Origin of the sequence: Pseudarthrobacter sp. SSS035, assembly GCF_023273875.1 — a bacterium.
Taxonomy (GTDB): domain Bacteria; phylum Actinomycetota; class Actinomycetes; order Actinomycetales; family Micrococcaceae; genus Arthrobacter.
The window spans coordinates 4,449,207-4,466,553 of sequence record NZ_CP096882.1 but is presented as its reverse complement, the minus strand read 5'-3'; the positions used below and the strand labels follow the sequence as shown (position 1 = coordinate 4,466,553).

19 protein-coding genes are annotated in these 17,347 nt (G+C 66.7%); 14 read left to right on the top strand and 5 right to left on the bottom strand.

The genetic code is table 11. From position 1 onward, the window contains the following. The first annotated feature begins 97 nt into the window (after positions 1–97). Positions 98–712 carry a carbonic anhydrase gene (locus tag MUN23_RS20715; protein ID WP_248760833.1) on the top strand — a complete coding sequence of 205 codons (615 nt, stop codon included), beginning with the start codon at positions 98–100 and terminating at the stop codon, positions 710–712. Positions 713–757: 45 nt separating this feature from the next. On the opposite strand, the gene MUN23_RS20710 is transcribed toward MUN23_RS20715, so the two are convergent. The 3 genes from MUN23_RS20710 to MUN23_RS20700 form a co-directional block, all read right to left on the bottom strand. Beyond that, positions 758–1,192: a hypothetical protein gene (locus MUN23_RS20710; protein ID WP_248760832.1), complete on the bottom strand. Its 435-nt coding sequence runs from the start codon at positions 1,190–1,192 to the stop codon at positions 758–760. Positions 1,193–1,369: 177 nt separating this feature from the next. After that, positions 1,370–1,606, bottom strand: coding sequence for a DUF1059 domain-containing protein (locus MUN23_RS20705; protein WP_248760830.1), 237 nt, complete (start codon positions 1,604–1,606; stop codon positions 1,370–1,372). A gap of 70 nt (positions 1,607–1,676) precedes the next feature. Further along, complete coding sequence (locus MUN23_RS20700) at positions 1,677–2,606, bottom strand: IclR family transcriptional regulator (RefSeq protein WP_248760828.1); 930 nt, start codon at positions 2,604–2,606, stop codon at positions 1,677–1,679. Positions 2,607–2,747: 141 nt separating this feature from the next. Here MUN23_RS20700 and MUN23_RS20695 point away from each other — a divergent pair, with 141 nt between their 5' ends. From MUN23_RS20695 to MUN23_RS23705, 13 genes are all read left to right on the top strand, one after another. Then, on the top strand, positions 2,748–3,413 hold the full coding sequence (locus tag MUN23_RS20695; protein WP_219816392.1) for an ABC transporter permease: 666 nt from the start codon (positions 2,748–2,750) through the stop codon (positions 3,411–3,413). Further along, complete coding sequence (locus MUN23_RS20690) at positions 3,406–4,446, top strand: ABC transporter ATP-binding protein (protein ID WP_248760827.1); 1,041 nt, start codon at positions 3,406–3,408, stop codon at positions 4,444–4,446. Before MUN23_RS20695 ends, MUN23_RS20690 begins: the two co-directional genes overlap by 8 nt. Then, positions 4,443–5,228 (top strand): ABC transporter permease, encoded by a 786-nt coding sequence (locus MUN23_RS20685; protein WP_248760826.1) that lies wholly within the window; start codon positions 4,443–4,445, stop codon positions 5,226–5,228. Before MUN23_RS20690 ends, MUN23_RS20685 begins: the two co-directional genes overlap by 4 nt. A gap of 33 nt (positions 5,229–5,261) precedes the next feature. Continuing rightward, the gene (locus MUN23_RS20680) at positions 5,262–6,194 is read left to right on the top strand and encodes a glycine betaine ABC transporter substrate-binding protein (protein WP_248760825.1); all 933 of its coding nucleotides are present in this window, start codon (positions 5,262–5,264) and stop codon (positions 6,192–6,194) included. A gap of 2 nt (positions 6,195–6,196) precedes the next feature. Then, positions 6,197–6,754: a formaldehyde-activating enzyme gene (gene fae / locus MUN23_RS20675; RefSeq protein ID WP_248760824.1), complete on the top strand. Its 558-nt coding sequence runs from the start codon at positions 6,197–6,199 to the stop codon at positions 6,752–6,754. 5 nt (positions 6,755–6,759) lie between these two features. Then, complete coding sequence (locus tag MUN23_RS20670; RefSeq protein ID WP_248760823.1) at positions 6,760–7,863, top strand: mandelate racemase/muconate lactonizing enzyme family protein; 1,104 nt, start codon at positions 6,760–6,762, stop codon at positions 7,861–7,863. Between the two features lie 20 nt (positions 7,864–7,883). Beyond that, complete coding sequence (locus tag MUN23_RS20665; RefSeq protein ID WP_248760822.1) at positions 7,884–9,404, top strand: aldehyde dehydrogenase; 1,521 nt, start codon at positions 7,884–7,886, stop codon at positions 9,402–9,404. A 24-nt stretch (positions 9,405–9,428) separates the two neighbouring features. Beyond that, positions 9,429–10,427: an NAD(P)-dependent oxidoreductase gene (locus tag MUN23_RS20660; protein ID WP_248760821.1), complete on the top strand. Its 999-nt coding sequence runs from the start codon at positions 9,429–9,431 to the stop codon at positions 10,425–10,427. Between the two features lies 1 nt (position 10,428). Next, entirely contained in the window at positions 10,429–11,616 is a 1,188-nt protein-coding gene (locus MUN23_RS20655) for an iron-containing alcohol dehydrogenase family protein (RefSeq protein ID WP_248760818.1), read from the top strand. After that, the gene (locus tag MUN23_RS20650; RefSeq protein ID WP_248760816.1) at positions 11,617–13,122 is read left to right on the top strand and encodes an NAD-dependent succinate-semialdehyde dehydrogenase; all 1,506 of its coding nucleotides are present in this window, start codon (positions 11,617–11,619) and stop codon (positions 13,120–13,122) included. Then, positions 13,122–13,802: an SDR family oxidoreductase gene (locus MUN23_RS20645; protein WP_248760815.1), complete on the top strand. Its 681-nt coding sequence runs from the start codon at positions 13,122–13,124 to the stop codon at positions 13,800–13,802. The genes MUN23_RS20650 and MUN23_RS20645 overlap by 1 nt, the downstream gene beginning before the upstream one ends. Positions 13,803–13,897: 95 nt before the next feature. Then, positions 13,898–14,953, top strand: a complete 1,056-nt coding sequence (locus MUN23_RS20640; RefSeq protein ID WP_248764164.1) for a DNA polymerase IV — start codon at positions 13,898–13,900, stop codon at positions 14,951–14,953. Then, entirely contained in the window at positions 14,950–15,339 is a 390-nt protein-coding gene (locus tag MUN23_RS23705) for a carboxypeptidase-like regulatory domain-containing protein (protein ID WP_371875947.1), read from the top strand. Before MUN23_RS20640 ends, MUN23_RS23705 begins: the two co-directional genes overlap by 4 nt. Positions 15,340–15,541: 202 nt before the next feature. Here MUN23_RS23705 and MUN23_RS20635 read toward each other — a convergent pair whose 3' ends face one another. After that, entirely contained in the window at positions 15,542–16,822 is a 1,281-nt protein-coding gene (locus MUN23_RS20635; protein ID WP_248764163.1) for a cation:proton antiporter, read from the bottom strand. 269 nt (positions 16,823–17,091) lie between these two features. Further along, on the bottom strand, positions 17,092–17,310 hold the full coding sequence (locus MUN23_RS20630; protein ID WP_248760814.1) for a three-helix bundle dimerization domain-containing protein: 219 nt from the start codon (positions 17,308–17,310) through the stop codon (positions 17,092–17,094). Between the last annotated feature and the right edge of the window lie 37 nt (positions 17,311–17,347).

The window sequence follows — 17,347 nt, the reverse complement described above, 5'->3', positions numbered from 1 at the left end:
CACGGCCCGGCGGCAGATCCGTAAGGATCTAGGCTCGAAGCCAGGGTGTGGTGCCGGGAGGATCCCGACACCACACCGGCCCCTTACAGTGAGTAGGGTGAGCAGCAGAATCAGCACCTACGAGGCGTGGCATCGCCTGCTTGACGGCAACGAGCGATTCGTGGCCGGAGATTCGCTGCACCCGAACCAGAACGCCTCCCGGCGCAGCGAGCTGGTGAACACCCAGAGTCCGTTCGCAGTCATCTTTGGTTGCGCGGACTCCCGTCTCGCCGCGGAGATCATCTTCGACGTCGGACTGGGCGACGTCTTCGTGGTGCGCACAGCCGGGCACGTGATCGACGACGCCGTTCTGGGTTCGCTCGAGTATGCGGTCTCGGTACTCCATGTCCCGTTGATCGTTGTTCTCGGACACGACAATTGCGGCGCCGTCACGGCCGCGAAGGACGCCGTGGAAAGCGGGGAGTTGCCCCAGGGCCACATCCGCGATCTGGTTGAACGGATCACGCCGTCGGTGCTGAAATCGCTGCGTGAGGGAAACACGGACGTCAACGACATGGTTGTGGAACACGTCAAGCAGACAGTGCACCGGCTGCTGGACAGTTCACGGGTGATTTTCGACGCGGTGGACGGTTATACAGCCGCGGTGGTCGGCGTTGGCTACCGGCTCGAAGAGGGCCGGGCCCAGCTCGTCTCCACGGCCGGCGTCCTGTAGGGGGCGGCTCCAGCTGGGCTCCAGCTGGCGTTTGTACTCGTGTCTTCAGGAACCTTCGGCAAGTTTGGTCAGTTCGCTCCGCGCGGCCGCGACGAGTTCGGCGTTCGTGTGGGCATGGCCCCAGAGCCCCCAGCCACCCTCGGGTGCCTCGGTGAGGAGGACCCACGTCCGTTCGGTGAGGCCAGGGTCGCTTGCCGCCGCGGAGACGAGTTCCGTGAGCTTGCGTACGAGGGCTAGCTGCTTGTCCCGGTCCAGCGCGCCTGCGTTCGTGAGGACCTGGACGCGGACGTAGTTACCTTCGCCATCGACGTTCGAGATGGAGGAGGCGGGCAGTTCGTGGACAAAAGCGGCGGTGTTCTTCCTGAACATGGGGATGTCGGGAACCTGCTCGACGGCCATGACTGCCTGGGCCAGGTCTCGGGCCAGGCCTTGGGTGTCGGGGAAGGTGCCTGCAGCGGCGTAAACATCGATCATGGGCATGGCGGACTCCGACGGTGAGGAGGGTGACGGCCGGACGAACTAGAACCGTCATAACCACCATGGTAGGTGCCATCCCCGGGGGCCGATCAAGGGCGAGTACTTGCCTGCCTGAGCGACTCTGTTCCAGAGCGCACGGTCGGGTTTCCTAACCGACGGCTTAGGCCTGGATTTTGCGGGTCATTCCTCGGGAAGAGCGGCGAAAGCCTTCTTGGTGTCCCGGTACCATCCCATGCCCTTGATCGGATTCTTCCAGCGACCCTTCATGGCGTCACGGGCCTCCTGATGAGCTGAGTCACCGGCGCGGACGGCTTCCTTGAGGTGCTGGTCCTGTGCGTTGATGATCTCGTCCGCTGTATTGCCCCGGAACGTGAGGTCGCAGGGGCCACCAAGTTGCTTGCAGGTCATGCTTTTCATGGCTGTTTCCTCTTTGGTTACGCATCGGATTGTGGAGACTCCATGCGGCGAACCTTCTTGACGTGCAAGTTTAACCCTTTCGGGGTGGCTTGGTGCCTGGTTCGAATGGCGCACCGAGCGTCGCGGAAAACTCCATGGCGACTTTGGCCGCGAGGACCCCTGCCTGCTCGAGGTGCCGGCCGAAGCGCTGCTTTGGTGCGCTGACGTTGAAGGCGGCGACGATCCGTTGCTTGAAGTCGTATACGGGCGCGGATACGCCGACGACGCCCAGTTCAAACTCCTCGTCCACGACGGCGTATCCGCGCCGCCGGATAAGTGCGATTTCCTCGCAGAGGTCGTCGAATGACTTGATCTTGGACGGGATGTGTCCGGCCGCCGCAGGGGTTTGACCGGATTCCAGGGCCAGTGGAGACAACTCCTGCCTTCCCGGCGGCTGGTTCACCGATGCCTCCACGGCATGGCCGTCGTACCAATCCCGCAGGGCCGGCTTGTCCCAGTCGCTGACGAGAACCCTGCCGGCGGACGTGCCCCAGGCGTCCACGCTGACACCCTCCCATCCCAGGGCGCGGTACGTGTGGTTGGACATTTCGCTCTTCAGGGTCAGAACTGTGCCGCCGCGCAGCACGCATAGGTGGGTCGTCTCGTGCGTGGCGGCGGAAACCCGCTTGAGGTAGGGCGCCGACGCGCTGACCATCCGCGCCTCCGCGGTCCTGGCCGCCAGGGCATAGAGTCCGTAACCCAGCGAGTAGAGCAGGCTTTCCGAATCCCTGTTGACCAGCCCGGCTTCAGCAAGCGTGGCCAACGTGCGGGAAACCTGGGCCTTGTCTCGGCCGGCAATTTCGGCGACCTTGCTTACGCCCAGGCCCGAAGCGGCAACAGCCTCGGGCGAACCAAGGATTTCCAGCAGTTCCAGGTCCCGCCTGAGTCCGGAGGAGTTGCGGCGCGCGGGCCGGGAGGTCGTTCCAGGAGCGCCGTTCGCGCCATTCAAAGAGTCAGTCACAGCATGACCATAACAAACACCGCGTTGACATATCAACAACCCGCATTGCGCAAAAGGGAACTGCGCATCTACGGTTGTGGCACGGCTCACGCAGATGTGGGCCATGATCCTTGACCCGACGAAGTGAAAAGGAGGATCACGTTGAACGACTCGTTCATCTCGGACTTCGGTACGTTCCTCACGAAGAGGTCGGCAGACATCGCCGAATCCGCCACCGAGCACCTTGTGGTCGTTTTGGTTTCCCTGTTGATCGCCACGGTAGTCGGTGTCGGCATCGGAGTTCTTGTCTGGGACAAGCCGATTTTCCGCTCGGTCGCCATTGCCGGAGCGGGCGTGGGCCTGACCATCCCGTCCATGGCCTTGCTGGCAATCCTTATCCCTGTCCTTGGACTCGGCTGGACGCCCACGGTGGTGGGTCTCGCGTTCTACGCACTGCTCCCCATCATCCGCAACACGGTGGTGGGGCTGCGTGAAGTACCGCCCGCCGTCTCTGAATCCGCCCTCGGCATGGGCATGGGCAGGGTCAAAACCCTCTTCCGCGTCCAGCTGCCCATGGCCTGGCCCGTTGTCCTCACCGGCGTGCGCGTCTCGGCCCAACTCTCGATGGGCATCGCCGCCATCGCGGCCTACGTGGGCGGCCCCGGCCTGGGCGAAATGATCTTCAAGGGCCTGTCCAGCCTCGGCTCCAAGAACGCCCTCAATTTCGCGATCGTCGGCACAGTCGGCGTGATCGTCCTTGCACTCCTGCTGGATGGAGCGTTTGTGCTCATCCGCCGCCTCACTACCTCAAGGGGACTTCGTGTCTGAACCAATCTCCCGTCCGGCCGCCGGCGCCCGGATCGTCCTGAACGACATCACCAAGACCTACCCGGGCCAGTCAGGCCCCGCCGTCGACTCCTTCTCCATGGACATCGCGCCCGGCGAACTCATCATGTTCGTGGGACCGTCCGGCTGCGGCAAGACCACCACCATGAAGATGATCAACCGCATCATCGAGCCCACGTCGGGGTCCATTACCATCGACGGCGAAGACATCCTGTCCCTGAACCCGAACGAACTCCGGCGCCGGATCGGCTACGTGATCCAGCAGATCGGGCTGTTCCCGCACATGACCATCGCCGAGAACATCTCCGTGGTCCCCAGGCTGCTCGGCTGGGACAGGAACAAGACCCAGGCCCGCGTCGAGGAGCTCCTCTCCGTCGTCGAACTCGACCCCAAGACGTACGCCTCCCGCTACCCCAGGCAGCTCTCGGGCGGCCAGCAGCAGCGCGTCGGCGTGGCGCGTGCCCTCGCCGCCGATCCTCCCGTCATGCTCATGGACGAGCCCTTCGGCGCCACGGACCCCATCACGCGGGAAAAACTGCAGACCGAATTCCTGCGGCTGCAGGAAAAACTGAGCAAAACCATCGTTTTTGTCACCCACGACTTCGATGAGGCGGTCCGGCTCGGAGACCGGATCGCCGTGCTGTCCGAGCGCTCCCAGATAGAGCAGTTCGACACTCCGGCGAACATCCTGGCCAACCCCGCCAACGACTACGTCTCCCAGTTCGTGGGCCACGGCGCCGCCCTCAAACGGCTCAGCCTCATCCCGGTGCACCAGGCAACTTTGGGCCCCAATGTCCCCGTCCGGGGTGCCATTGAAGTCAGCATCAACGACTCCCTCCGCGACGCCCTGGACTCCCTCGTCCTCTCCGGCGGAACTCCGGTGGCCGTGGTCAACGGGCAGGGCCGGGTGGTGGGCTCCATCGACATCGAAAAGATCTCCGCCGTCCTGGGCGCAGAGATCCTTCCGCCCGCCCTGAGCGGCGCGGGCGCCCTTGCCGGGGGAGCACGGCCATGACGGCCCAGGCCACCCGCGACCTCTCCACAGCATTCGGAACAGCGTCCAACCGCCGCGGGAAATACTTCTCCTTCAAGCGCTTCGGTACCCCGATCGTCATTGCCCTGGCCCTGCTCGGCCTGTTCCTGTGGATCTCCTCGCTCTCCCTGGACTCCATCGAACTGCGGACCCTGAACTGGCAGTACCTGCAGGACCGGACCTTCGAGCACCTGCGGCTGACGGTGGTGGCTTCGGCGATCGTGGCGGCCATCGCCATCCCTGCCGGCATCGCGCTCAGCCGGATCCACTCCAAGGCCGTTCACGCCGTCGTCTTCGGCATCGCGAATGTGGGCCAGTCCACGCCGGCCATCGGCCTGGTGATCCTGTTGGCGATCGTCTGGAAACTCGGCTTCGAGGTGGCGCTGGTGGGCCTGGTGGCCTACTCCGTCCTGCCTGTCCTGCGGAACACCCTCGTGGGCCTGGAACAGGTCGATTCAAGCCTCACCGAAGCCGCCCGGGGAATGGGCATGCGCCCGCTGCAGGTCCTTACCCGGATCGAGCTGCCGCTGGCCATCCCCGTAATAGTGGCCGGGCTGCGCACCGCCCTGGTCTTCTGCGTGGGCGTGGCCACCGTTGCCACCTTCATCAACGCCGGCGGCCTGGGCGACATGATCGTCAACGGCCTCAAGCTCCAGCGCTGGCCGGTCCTGATCACCGGCGCCGTGGTGGTCTCCTGCATCGCCCTCACCATCGACTGGCTTGCCGGCCTCGCCGAGGACCTCCTCAAGCCCAAAGGCACCTGACCCTTGCTTCCCATCACACCAAAGGACCCCATCATGAAGAAACCCGTTCTCGCCCTCCTGGCCACCGGCGTGGTCGCCGCTCTGGGCCTCACCGGCTGCGGCTCCGCCACCTCATCCACCAGCGACGGCAAAGGCAAGGAACTCGCGGGCCTCACCGGCGTCTTCGGAGCCAAGGACTTCTCCGAGCAGTTCATCCTGTCCCACATCACCAGCCAGGTGCTCAACGCCCACGGCGCCGAAACCACCACCAACACCAGCGTGGTGGGCTCCGCCAACGTCCGCACCGCCTTCGAAACCGGGCAGTTCGCCGGCTACTGGGAGTACACCGGTACGTCCTGGATCACCTACAACAAGCAGACCACCCCGCTGAAGGACAAGAAGGAGATGTTCGACGCCGTCAAGGCCGCCGACGCCAAAAAGGGCATCGCCTGGCTGGACCCCGCGCCGCTCAACAACACCTATGCCTTCGCCGTCCGGGAAGACAAAGCCAAGGAACTGAACATCAAATCCCTCTCCGACGTCGCCAAACTCCCGGCAAAGGAGCAGACATTCTGCCTGGAAAGCGAATTCTCCACCCGCGACGACGGCTGGCCGGGACTGCAGAAGGAGTACGGGCTTAGCCCGGAGGCGAAGGTCTCCATGCTGGACACCGGCGTCATCTACACCGCCACCCAGAAGGGCCAGGACTGCAACTTCGGCGAAGTCTTCGAAACGGATGGCCGTCTCGCGGCTCTCAAGCTTCAGGTGATGGAGGATGACAAGCACTTCTTCCCTATCTACCAGGGCGCCCTGACCATCAAGGCCGACATGCTGGCTAAGTACCCGGCCATCGCCGACATCATGGCCAAGGTCTCCCCGAAGCTGACCACCGAGGTCATGCAGCAGCTCAATGCCAAGGCCGACGTCGAGGGCGTCGATCCGGACGAAATCGCCAAGGAATGGCTCGAATCCGAAGGACTGATCTAACCGTGACCACCCAAACACAGACCGTTGACCAGGCCCAGGTGCTCCATCGGGACCAGACGGATGTCCAGATCGGCGAATCGTTCATCGGCGACGGCGTCAACGCGGCCCACGTCAACACCGTCCTGGGCCACCGCAACGGTCCCGCCGGCACCGCATGGGCAACAGCACTCGCCACACCCAGCGCGGGCCACGTCCCGTTCGTCGCCGTCCTCCGTCCCTCCCTCCCGGTCAAGCCGCTGACCCTCTTCGTCACCAAGGCGGCCCCGGCCAGCGACCGGCACGGCAATCTCATCTGGGGGGCCGCCCAGGCAGGCATCGCCGCCGGCGTCGCGGATGCCCTGGCCGACGGAACCGTCACCGAAGAGCAGGCCGACTCGCACGTGGTCATTGCCGCCGTCTGGGTCAACCCCGACGCCGATGACGAAGACGCCGTCTACAGCAACAACCGCGAATCCGCCCGCACCGCCCTGGCCAACGGCGCGCAGCAGTTGCCGTCCACGGCGGCCGTGATCGAAGCACGCACCTCCCCGTCCAATCCCTTCTTCACCCCGCGAGGCTGACAACAATGAAGATCACCGCCATCCGGCTGACCCGCATGGTCCTGCCCCTTGACCCGCCCTTCAACGCAGCCTGGGATCCGGTACCGCGCACCTCCTTCCCCGCCACCCTGGTGGAGGTGGAGACCGACGAAGGCATCACCGGCGTCGGCTCCGGCGACACCATGGACGGCTTCGAAGCCTACGAGCACCTGTTCATCGGCACCGACCCGCTGGCCATCCTCAACCAGGTCCGCCGGATCGAGACCATCAACTTCCACGGCGGCCGCTACTGGCCACTCGAGGCCGCACTCTGGGACATCATCGGCAAGGTAGCCGGACTGCCCGTCGCCACCCTCTTCGGCGGGGCCCGCGACCGGCTGGTGGCCTACGCCTCCTCCGGTGAACTGAAGGCCCCGGCGGCCCGCGCCGAATCGGCGCTCGCCGCCAAAGACCGCGGATTCAAGGCCATGAAGATCCGCATCTCCCGCGACCGGCTCGACGAAGGCGTGGAATCCGTCCGGGCCGCACGCGAGGCCGTCGGCAACGACTTCGACCTCATGGTGGACCTCAACCAGATGTGGCGCATGAGCGGCGACATCGAGCCCGCCCTGGAACTGGCCAAGGTCCACCGGCTCGCCGCCCAGCTGGCCGAACTCGACGTCCGCTGGCTCGAGGAACCGCTGCCGCAGGCCGACATCAAGGGTGCGCAGCGGGTCCGCGAGCAGACCGGCATCCAGGTCTCCGGCGGCGAGATGGTCCGCAGCATGGCCGAGATGATGGCCCTGATCGAAGCCGACGCCTACGACATCTACCAGCCGGACGTCGCCCTGGCCGTCGGCATGTACCGGGCCCGGCAGGTGGCCGAAACCGCCAACCTCAAGCACCGCTTCTTCACACCGCACACCTGGAGCAACGGGCTGGGCCTGCTGGCCAACCTGCACGTGGCCGCCGGCGTGGACGCGGGCCCGTACCTGGAGTTCCCGTACGATCCACCGGGATGGACCCCGGAGCGTCGCGACTTCTTCATGGAGCCGCTGGACATCGACGACGACGGTGCGCTCCGGGTGCCCGACCTCCCGGGCCTGGGCGCCGTCATCGATTACGACGCCGTCAAGAAATACTCGGTCTAGAGAGGCCTAAGGAACCTGCCATGACAGCAACAAAGAACGACTGGATCCAGCGGGCCGCCGCCCAGCGCCCGGCCACGGGACTGTACATCGACGGCGGCTTCCGGGACGCCCGCAGCGGCTGCACCTTCCCCACGGTGTCGCCGCGGGACGGTTCCGTCACCGCCCAAGTGGCGGCTGCGGGGGAGCAGGACGTGGACGACGCCGTGCAGGCTGCCCACCGCACCTTCGAATCGGGCGTGTGGTCGCGGACGGACCGCCGCCACCGGCAAGCCGTCCTCACGCGGCTCGCCGACCTCATCCTGGAAAACCTCGAGGAACTCGCGCTCCTCGAGTCCACGGACGCAGGCCACCCGATCAGCGACGCGCTCGGCGTCGACGTGCCCAGCTGCGCCCGCACGTTCCGCTGGTACGCCGAGGCCCTGGACAAGGTCTACGACGACGTCGCACCCACCCCGCGCAGTGCCTTGGCAGTCATCTCGCGGGAGCCGCTCGGCGTGATCGGCGCCGTGGTCCCGTGGAACTACCCGCTGATCATCACGGCCTGGAAGGTGGCCCCGGCCCTCGCGGCCGGCAACTCGGTGGTCCTCAAACCCTCCGAGCAGACAAGCCTCAGCGCCCTCCGCCTGGCCGAACTTGCCAGCGAGGCCGGCGTCCCGGACGGCGTCTTCAACGTCATCCCCGGCCTCGGCGAAGTGGCCGGCGCCGCCCTGGGCCGCCACCCTCTGGTGGACAAGATCACCTTCACCGGATCCCCGGAGGTGGGCCGGTACTTCCAGCGCTACGCCTCCGAATCCAACGGCAAGCAGGTGGCCCTGGAACTCGGCGGCAAGTCGCCGCAGGTAGTGCTGCACGACGTCGGCGACATCGCCGCGTGCGCGTCCGCCGTCGCCTGGGGCATCTTCTACAACGCCGGCCAGACCTGCCACGGCGGCTCCCGCCTGCTGGTGGACGAACGCGTCCACGACGAACTGCTCGAAGAGGTCATCAAGGTGGGCCGCTCGCTCCAGCTCGGCGACCCGCTGGACCCCGCCACGCAGATCGGTGCGATCATCGATGACCGGCAGCTTGAGAGCATCCTCGGCTACTACGCCGTCGCAGAAGACGAGGGCATCGTCGTCGCCAGCGGCGGCACCAGAGTCCGGCCGGCCGGCGTCGAAAACGGCTTCTACCTGGAGCCCACGGTCCTGGACCGCGTCAACAACGCCGGACGCATCGGCCAGGAGGAAATCTTCGGTCCGGTCCTGGCCGTCAGCACGTTCCGCGGCGCCGCCGAGGGCATCCGGATGGCCAACGACAGCAAATACGGGCTCGCCGCGAGCGTCTGGACGCAGGACATCACCAAGGCCCACACTGCGGCGCGCGAACTGCGCGCCGGGACCGTCTGGGTGAACACCTTCGACGTCGCGGACATCATCACACCCTTCGGCGGCTTCAAGGAATCCGGCTTCGGCAGGGACCGCTCGCTGCACGCACTGGACGCCTACTCCGCCCTCAAAACCACCTGGATCAACCTGGGCGACGCCGCCCTGGACGACGCCTGACCTCCCGGAAGCGAGACCCCACGAATGACTGCAACAACCCACACCCCCTCCGCCGCCGCGGCACCAGTGCAAGCGCCCCTGCTGCCCGGAACCGCCCGCATCGGCTTCATCGGCCTGGGCAACATGGGCTCCGGCATGACCCGGAACCTGCAGGCCGCCGGCTTCCAGCTGATCGTCAACGACGTCCGCAAGGAATCCGCCGCGGAACTCCTCGCCAACGGCGCCGAGTGGGCGGACAGCGCCGCGGCCGTCGCCGCCGGCTCCGACGTCGTCATCACGATGCTGCCCACGCCCAAGCACGTCGAGACGGTCGCCCTGGCGCCCGGCGGCATCCTGGACGGACTGCCCGACGGCGGCACCTGGGTGGACATGTCCACGTCCGTCCCCGAGGTGGCCAACCGCGTCCGCGAGGCCGGCGCCGCCCGCGGCATCCGCGTCCTGGACGCCCCCGTCAGCGGCATGTCCGTGGGCGCAGCCAACGGCATGCTGCAGATCTTCATCGGTGGCGAGGGCGCCGACGTCGAACGCCTCCGCCCCGTCTTCGAAGCCATGGGCGATCCGGAACGGATCCAGCATGTGGGCGGCCACGGTGCCGGCTACGCCGTGAAACTCATGATCAACCAGCTGTGGTTCTCCCACCTGGTGGCCACCGCAGAGGTCCTGAGCACCGGCGTCAAAGCCGGCGTGGACCTCGAAGTCCTCCGCCGGGCCCTCATCGCCAGCCCGGCCAACTCCAACTTCGTCGAAAACGACATCCTGTCCATCCTCAACCACGGCGACTACGACGAAGGCTTCGCGATCGCCCTCGCCTGCAAGGACCTGGGCCTCTCCGTGGACCTGGCCCGCTCGGTGGGCGTCCCGGTGGAACTGTCCTCCCTGGTGGAGCAGCTCTACCGCCGGGCCAAGGCCCTCTACGGCGACAAAGCCGGCGAAATGACCCCCGTGAAACTTTACGAAGACGCCATCGGCGTGCAGCTGCGGACCGCAGCCGCTACCGAGGCCACCCCGGCAAAAGGAGCCTGACATGCACACCCGGATGCAGATCCACGCGGAGCTCGCCTCAACCGAACTGACCCTGGACCCCAAACCCACCGCGTACTTTGGCCGCGGCCGGGTGGCCGAGGTGGGCGGCATCGTGGCCGCGCTGGGCGGGAAGTCGGCACTGATCGTCACGGACCCGTTCCTCGCCACCACCGACGTCGTGGCGGCCGTCCGCACCTCGCTCGAGGCCGCGGGACTCTCGGTCACAGTGTTCGACGGCGTCACCCCCAACCCCACCACGACGTGCGTGGATGCCGGTTCCGACCTGGCCGCGGAATCGGGCGTGGACGTGCTGGTGCCGGTGGGCGGCGGTTCCTCCATGGACGCCGCCAAGGGGATCTCCCTGGGCGCCGTGAACCCGGCCCGCGGGGCCGGCCTGGACTACAGCAACCACTTCGCCAACCCGGCGCTGCCCATCGTGGCGGTCCCGACGACGGCCGGCACCGGCGCCGAGGTCAACGCCTTCGGTGTGGTCACCGACGTCGAGGCCCACCGCAAGTTCTACGTGGGCCACGAATCCGCGCTGCCCAAGGCCGCGGTCCTGGATCCGGAGCTGACCCTGGGCCTGCCGCCGAAAGCCACGGCCGCCACCGGCATGGATGCCCTGACGCACGCGATCGAGTCCTACTCGTCCATCCGGCAGAACCCCTACTCCGACGGCATCGCCCTGCAGGTGGTGTCCATGGTGGCCGAGTTCCTGCCCCGCGCCGTGGCCGACGGCACCGACATCGAGGCCCGGTCCCAGCTGCTTCTGGCCTCGCACATTGCCGGCGTCGGCTTCTCCCATACCGGCCTGGGCCTGGTGCACGCGATCGCCCACCCGCTGGGCGGCCGCTTCAACATCCCGCACGGCCTGGCCCTCTGCCTGGTGATCGAGGACGTGCTGCGGCTGAACCTGCGCAACCGCCTGGACCGGACCGCACGCCTCGCCTTCGCGCTGGGCGTGGGGGACACGGCAGCCACGGTGGAGGCGAACGCGGAGGCGGCCGTCACCGCCGTCGCCGCCCTGGCCCGCGAAGTAGGCATGACCGCACGGCTGGCCGATTTCGGCGTCACGGCAGCGGACCTCGACTCGCTGGTGGAGGACACCCTGGCCGACGCGGTCATCAACAACACCCCGGTGCCGCCCACCGCCGTCGAAATCCGCACGATCCTCGAGAAAGCGCTCTAAGTGGAAAACACCCTTGCCCCCGCCCTGGCCGAAACGTCCGTGACCGACAAAGAGCGGGAGTTCCTCGCGACACTGCCGACGCAGCTTTTCATCGACGGCGAGTGGACGGACGCGTCCGACGGCGGCACCTCCGCCGTCGAGGATCCTTCCATCGGTGCCACCCTGGCTTGGATCGCCGACGCGTCACCGGCCGACGGCGACCGTGCGCTTGCCGCCGCCGCCCGCGTCCAGGATTCCTGGGCGGCGACCCCGCCGCGCGAACGCGGCGAGATCCTGCGCCGCGCATTCGAACTGGTCACCGCCCGGGCCGACGACTTCGCCCTGGCCATGACCCTGGAAATGGGCAAGCCGCTGGCCGAATCCCGCGGCGAAGTGGCCTACGGTGCCGAGTTCCTGCGCTGGTTCTCCGAGGAAGCTGTCCGCATTTCCGGTCGCTATTCCACGGCACCGGACGGCAAGTCCCGGCTGCTGGTGACCAAGCGCCCCGTGGGCCCGTGCCTGTTCATCACGCCGTGGAACTTCCCGCTGGCCATGGCCACCCGCAAGATCGCCCCGGCCATCGCGGCCGGCTGCACCATGGTGCTCAAGCCCGCCAACCTGACCCCGCTGACGGCGCTTCTGCTCACCGAAGTCTTCCGGGAAGCCGGCCTGCCTGCCGGCGTCCTGAACGTCATCCCCACCACCCGTCCTGGCGAGGTGACGGGTCCGCTGATCCGGGACAGCCGCCTCCGGAAGCTCTCCTTCACCGGGTCAACCGGCGTGGGCCGGCAGCTCATCGCCGACTCCGCCCACCAGGTGCTGCGGACCTCCATGGAACTCGGCGGCAACGCGCCCTTCTTGGTGTTCGAGGATGCAGACCTGGATGCCGCCTTGGACGGCGCCATGCTGGCCAAGCTGCGGAACATGGGCGAGGCCTGCACGGCCGCCAACCGCTTCATCGTGCACGAATCGCTGCTCGGCGAGTTCAGCCGGCGCCTCGCGGAACGGATGGCGTCCCTGAAGCTGGGCCGGGGCTCGGCGGAAGGCACCAACATCGGGCCGCTGATCGATGCCAAGAGCCGGGCGAAGGTGGACGAACTTGTCCGGGAGGCGGTCGCCGGGGGAGCCACGGCACTCACCGGCGGAGCGCCGTCGGACGGTGACGGGTACTTCTACCCGCCCACGGTCCTGAGCAACGTGCCCGCCACTGCGCGCATCCTGCACGAGGAGGTGTTCGGTCCGGTGGCTCCCATCGTGAGTTTCCGGACCGAAGCCGAGGCGATCGCCCTGGCCAACGACACGGAGTTCGGCCTGGTGGCCTACGCCTACACCCGCGACCTCAACCGCGGGCTGCGGCTCTCCGAAAAGGTGGACGTGGGGATGTTCGGCCTGAACACCGGCATTGTGTCCAACCCGGCGGCCCCGTTCGGCGGCGTCAAGCAGTCCGGCCTGGGCCGCGAAGGCGGCACTGAGGGCATCGAGGAGTACCTCGAGACCCGCTACATCGGCATCGCGGACCCTTCCTGATGCTTCGCATACTCGTCACGGGCGGCACCAGCGGGATCGGTGCCGCCCTGGTCCGCGAGTCCCTCCGCGCCGGGCACACCGTGTTCACCACAGGGCGCGACGCCGGACGGCTGGCGGAGTTCCTTCACTCCTGTTCGGGCCTCGGGACTGTCCACGGCTCTGTGGCCGACGCCGGGGACTGGGATCAGACCCGCGTCGCTGTGGCTGCCGCGGTGGAGGCCATGGGCGGCCTCGACGTGGCGGTGGCCAATGCCGGGTTCTCGGCTCCCGGCGACCTGGCGGACGGCGACCCGGAGCGCTGGCGGGACATGGTGCTCACCAACGTCTACGGCCCGGCAGCCCTGGCGAAGGCTGCGCTGCCGGAGCTCACCACCAACCGCGGTCACTTCGTCCTGATGGGCAGCACGGCCGGCCGCAAGGTGTATCCGGGCAATCTGTACACCGCCACCAAATGGGCTGTCACCGGTTACGCGGAATCGCTCCGCCAGCAGCTCGTCGGCACCGGGGTCCGCGTACTGCACATTGCCCCGGGCCACGTGGACACGCCGCTGTGGAAGGAAGCACCGGACGCCGCCATCGCCCCGGAATCCGTGGCCGGGGCGTTTCTTTGGGCTTTGTCCCAGCCCGCCGGTGTCGACGTCTCAGAAGTGGCGATCCGGGCCACGGGCCAGGCCTTTTAGCCGATCATCGGTGGGATCAGAGGCCACGCCCGGTGGGGGCCGATGCTTGCCAGGGATGTTTAGGGCAGACTGGTGGCGTGAGCGGAATCCGGTGGGTGCTGCACGTCGATCTCGACCAGTTCATCGCGGCGGTCGAAGTGCTCCGGCGGCCGGAGCTTGCGGGGAAGCCGATCATTGTCGGCGGCCGGGGCGATCCCACGGAACGAGCGGTGGTATCCACCGCTTCCTACGAAGCCAGGGCGTTCGGTGTGGGTTCCGGAATGCCCTTACGCATTGCAGCCCGGAAGGTGCCCGACGCCGTGATCCTGCCCGTCGATCAGGAGGCTTACCTCGCGGCGTCTGAAACGGTGATGGCCACGCTGCGCGCGCAACCCGGCGCCACCGTGCAGGTGCTGGGTTGGGATGAAGCCTTTATGGGCACTGAGACAGAGAATCCGGAAGCCTACGCCCGGCAAGTGCAGGCCGCTGTCCTGGAGCGAACGCGGCTTCATTGCAGCGTGGGCATCGGCGACACGCTGGTCCGAGCCAAGGTCGCCACCGGTTTCGGCAAGCCGGCCGGCGTTTTCCGTCTCACTGCCGGGAACTGGCTCGACGTTATGGGCAGCCGGCCCACCAAGGACCTGTGGGGTGTCGGAACCAAGGTGTCGGGCCGGCTGGCCAAACTCGGCATCAATACAGTGGCGGAGCTCGCCGCCTCCGACCCCCAGAACCTGGTTCCGGAGTTTGGCCCCAGGATGGGTCCTTGGTACGCGGAGCTCGGACGCGGGGATGGCGCCAGCGTTGTGGACGATACGCCGTGGGTTGCCCGCGGGCATAGCCGGGAGACCACCTTCCAGCGGGACCTGACCGAGCCCGCCCAGGTGGACGACGCCGTGAGGGAGCTGGCAGCGCGTGTCCTTGAGGATGTTGTGGCTGAAGGACGGCCCGTGGTTGGGCTGACCCTGAAGGTTCGGTACGCGCCGTTCGTGACCAAGAACCACGGGAGGAAGATTCCCGAGACCTTCGACCGGGAGGAAATCCTCGCGAGGGCTTTGGACCTCGCAGCAGGAATCGAAGCGGGCCGTCCGATTCGACTCCTCGGCCTGCGGGCCGAAATGGCCATGCCCGACGATGCCCGAAAGGGACATACGCCTACGCGAGGCGGTTGGTGAATGAGGTGAAGTGTTCCGTCTGGGTTATATTGGCCGCCGTCCTGTGGTTGTGCGGGTGCACCAGTCCAAGCGGTCCGGTCGCGGGGCATTCAGGGGATGTTGCCGGGGTGGTCCTGACCGCCCCGGTCTGTCCCGTCGAACGTGTTGGTCAGGAGTGTCCACCGCGCCCAGTATCAGGGGCCGCGGTTGTGGCCTTGGACGGGGACGCCGTCCGGGGCTCAACACAAACCGATAGCACCGGTGCCTTCCATCTGACGCTGCCTGACGGACGTTATGTGATCAGGGCGACCAACGTCGGCGGCTACGCTTCGACGGCTACCGAGCTTGTGGTCATCTCGGACAGGCCCGTTCACATCACGCTGGTTGTCGACAGCGGGATTCGCTAAGCCTGATCCGGGCAGGGCCGACAACTCTGGTGAGATCCGCGCCGTGGCGGCTGCCGCCGTCGTCCGGCATTTCCGCCGTGGCCCTGACGCCGCGGGGGAGCTTGACGTCCAGAGTATGTCCCGTGCGTGACGGTCCAGGCTGTGCTGCCCCGGGGCGTCCCGACGGGCGGCGCTCGCCGGGGTGATTCCCCTACCGGGCTGCCTAGGGGCTTTCATTCTGCCGGGCCGGCGTCCCTGATGGTCTGCGCTGATGCTGGCGGAGTGCGAGCAGCGGAAACAGGAGTACCGAGAGCATTCCTGCGCCGACCAGCGCGGATGCGATTCCGCCTGAGAGAAGCCCCGCGTCCCGGCCAATGCCTGTCACCGCCACGATAATCGGCAATCCTGTTGCACCAAACAGGATGATGGCCCGTTTGTCGGCACGGCTGGACTTTGGGGGAGCAGCGAGTAGCGACGGCAGACCTCGGATGATGAGCAGGAGGAGCAGAAACAAGGGAACCAGTGCGAGAGCGGCAGGGCTGGCGGTGAGCGCTCGCAGGTCGAAGTCAATGCCCGTGTCGATGAAGAAGACCGGCACCAGGAATCCGAACGCGATGGCGTCGATTTTCGCCTCAATGACTTTCCGGTCCGGCTCGGGCGCGCGCGCGATGGCGACCTTCCAGAGGACTCCGGCGGCGAATGCACCCAACAGCATGTCGAGTCCCAGGACCATGCTCAGCACAACGAGCACGGTGAGGATAAAGATGATGGACCGGACGGCGAACTGGCCGCTGGTGTGGAGGGTCCTGGTGACCTGGGAGTGGAGCAGAGAGTGCCGTGCGCGCGACGCGAGATAAATCGCCAGACCGGTCAGGAGGACAAACCCGAGAAGTACCGCTGTTGCCGGTCCCAACTGCCTGCCACTAAAGAACAGCGAGATCGCAATGAGGGGACCGAACTCCCCAACCGCACCCAGTGCGGTGACCGCAATACCGATCGGGGATTTCGACTCGCCGGCGTCGCGAAGGATCGGCAGCAGCGTACCCAGGGCTGTGGAGCACAAGGCGACGCCGATGATCACGGCCGCCTCCGGTGCGGGGGCCAGGAGCAGGCCAGCGCCAATGCCTGCCGCCAAGGAAATGACCCAGCCAGCAGCGGCACGGTTGGCGGGCCGGCCGCGGATGAGGGCGAAATCAATCTCGTTACCGGCAACGAAGAAGAGCATGGCCAGGCCGAAATCGGCGAGCGTATCCGTGAACTGGGCGGGTTGGATCCACCCCAACAGGCTGGGGCCGAGCATGATTCCGAGGACAATTTCGAACACCACGATCGGCACCCTGACCACCCGATCAAGGAAGCGGGCCGCAAGGGGCGCCGCGATAGCCAGCAAGGCGATCAGAACCATTGACGTCGACAAGCCATGCATCGGCGGTACCTCCGGTACCTCGGCTGCTTCGAAGGAAAAGTAATCCAAAGCTACCGCCACTGTTGGGGATGGCGCCATAACAGCCACGTCCCAAATGCTATTGGCGGTTCTTCACTGTTCCTGGGACACGATCAGGAAGTCGTACTGACGATCGCGTTGGGCGCAAGCGCTAGCCCACGGGGCACGGACGGTGGGATCATCCGGTCATCGGAGGCGATCAGGTACCAACCGGGCAAGGAACGCCAGGCAGGGCGGGTGATGGCTCCTTCGAGGGCATCGACGCCCCAAGGGACCTGCGGATGAGCTGGCGCGTCCCTGACCAGCTGAGGACGCGGTTCGGCGGGACGTCAGGTTTCCCTGTTCCGCCGGGAGAACTCACGGTGGAGTTTGTTCCTGGCGCCGTGTTCGACAAGGGTCGGGATGTAGGTCCGGATCCGGCCGGCATCCAGCGTTTCGTATTCCTCTGTGACGACCCGGACGACCACCGGCCGGGGTGCGTCGGGATAGCGTGCGGCGAGCAGGGCGGTGACTTTGGCGATGGTGTCGTGCTTCTCCGTATCTTCCATCCAACTAGTTTGATGCCGAAGACCTGTGGCGTCTATC